The 1539-nt window shown below is 69.3% G+C and carries 1 protein-coding gene and 2 pseudogenes; 2 read left to right on the forward strand and 1 reads right to left on the reverse strand.

From position 1 onward, the window contains the following. A pseudogene (locus MAAFP003_RS28785) lies at positions 1-340 on the reverse strand (hypothetical protein); the annotation flags it as partial. Positions 341-470: 130 nt separating this feature from the next. On the opposite strand from MAAFP003_RS28785, the gene MAAFP003_RS28790 reads away from it, so the two are divergent. After that, positions 471-1202: a response regulator transcription factor gene (locus MAAFP003_RS28790; RefSeq protein WP_096291469.1), complete on the forward strand. Its 732-nt coding sequence runs from the start codon at positions 471-473 to the stop codon at positions 1200-1202. Continuing rightward, a pseudogene (locus tag MAAFP003_RS28795) lies at positions 1199-1539 on the forward strand (two-component sensor histidine kinase); the annotation flags it as partial. The gene MAAFP003_RS28790 and the pseudogene MAAFP003_RS28795, both read left to right, overlap by 4 nt.

Here is a 1539-nt window from a genome sequence, read left to right on the forward strand (position 1 = left end):
GCGCTGCCCAGCCGCCGGCCGGGCCGGCCCATCCCGGGGGCGGGGGCATGAACGCACCGCACCCGCCCGGCGCGAAGCCGCACGGTGGCGGCGCCGGCATGGGGAACGGCCCCGGCGACAACGGCCCCGCCAAGAAGATCGTTAGGAACAGCGCTGTCAGTAGCGCGCCGAAAATGAACCCGGTCGCGCCGGCGCCGACCGCGACGCCCACGGGGTGGCGCCGCACGAAGGCCGGTCCGGCCGGTGGGCTCAGCTGCTCGGCAGGAACCGCGATCGGCGGGCGCTGGTATTCCCCGGTCGCCTCATCAGGCCTGGTCCGTAACGGTTGCTCATCGGCCATGCGTCCTCCAAATGTGTGAACTGCTGCAATGCCGGCGACGCTAGGAAGCGAATCTGGTCCCAACCTGAAGACATCGACCCGGGGTGTGATTTCTTCACGTTGGTTTCAGAAACCTGTTGAGAATGAAGAGATGAGCCATCGCTTCGACTCCGATCGAGCGCCGCAGCCGGCCGGCCGGCCCCGCTCCGGCACCGCAGCCCGAGTACTGGTCGTCGAAGACTCGGAGGCGATCCGCGAAATGGTGGGCGAGGCGTTGACCGATGCCGGGTATTTCACCGCGATGCGGCCCGATGGCGCAGGGCTGGAAGACGTGCTCGACGGCTTTCGGCCCGACCTGGTGGTGCTGGACGTGATGATGCCGGGGCGGGACGGCTTCGAGTTGATCGACGTCATTCGCGATTGGGGCCAGACCGGGATCGTGTTGCTCACCGCACGCGACGGATTGCCCGACCGGTTGCGCGGTCTCGACGGCGGCGCCGACGATTACGTCGTCAAACCCTTCGAACTGGCCGAGTTGATCTCCCGGGTGGGCGCGGTACTACGCCGGCGGGGCCGGCTTCCGGCGGTCGTCCAGTGTGGCGACCTGACGTTGGACCTCGACGCGGCGGTGGCCACGCGCGCGGAAACCGCGCTGGACCTCACGGGGACCGAACTGCGGCTGCTCGGCTTCCTGGTGGAGCAACGCGGGCGCATCGTCAGCACCGGGCAGATCCTGACCGCGCTGTGGGGCTATGACGCTTACGACGCCAATCTGGTGCATGTTCACGTCAGCGGGCTGCGCCGGAAATTGGAAGCCCATGGACCGCGCATCCTGCATACCGTGCGGGGCATCGGTTATCGCCTGCAACCAGCACGGCCATGAACGACGACTCCGCCCCGGCGGTGCCGCGGACCCCAACCCCGTCGTTGCGCCGACGGGTTGCCGTGCTCGTCCTCGGCTTGCTCACGGTGCTCCTGGTGGTGCTGGGCGTGACGATCGATGCGCTGGTGGGCATCCAGGCCCACCGTGATCTGCACGACCGGCTGATGGCCACAGCTGCGCGCGCCGACGCGCTGGCCGCTGGGAGCACCCCGCCCGAGCAGCTGGTGGCGCAACTCAGCGGCGGCGGGATCCGCGTGTTGCTGGTGGCAGCCGACGGAAGCAGCTACGGCGACCCCACCATCGCCCCCGACACGGTCGACGGCCCCACGGTCCCCCC

Source organism: Mycobacterium ahvazicum, assembly GCF_900176255.2.
GTDB classification, from domain to species: Bacteria; Actinomycetota; Actinomycetes; order Mycobacteriales; family Mycobacteriaceae; genus Mycobacterium; species Mycobacterium ahvazicum.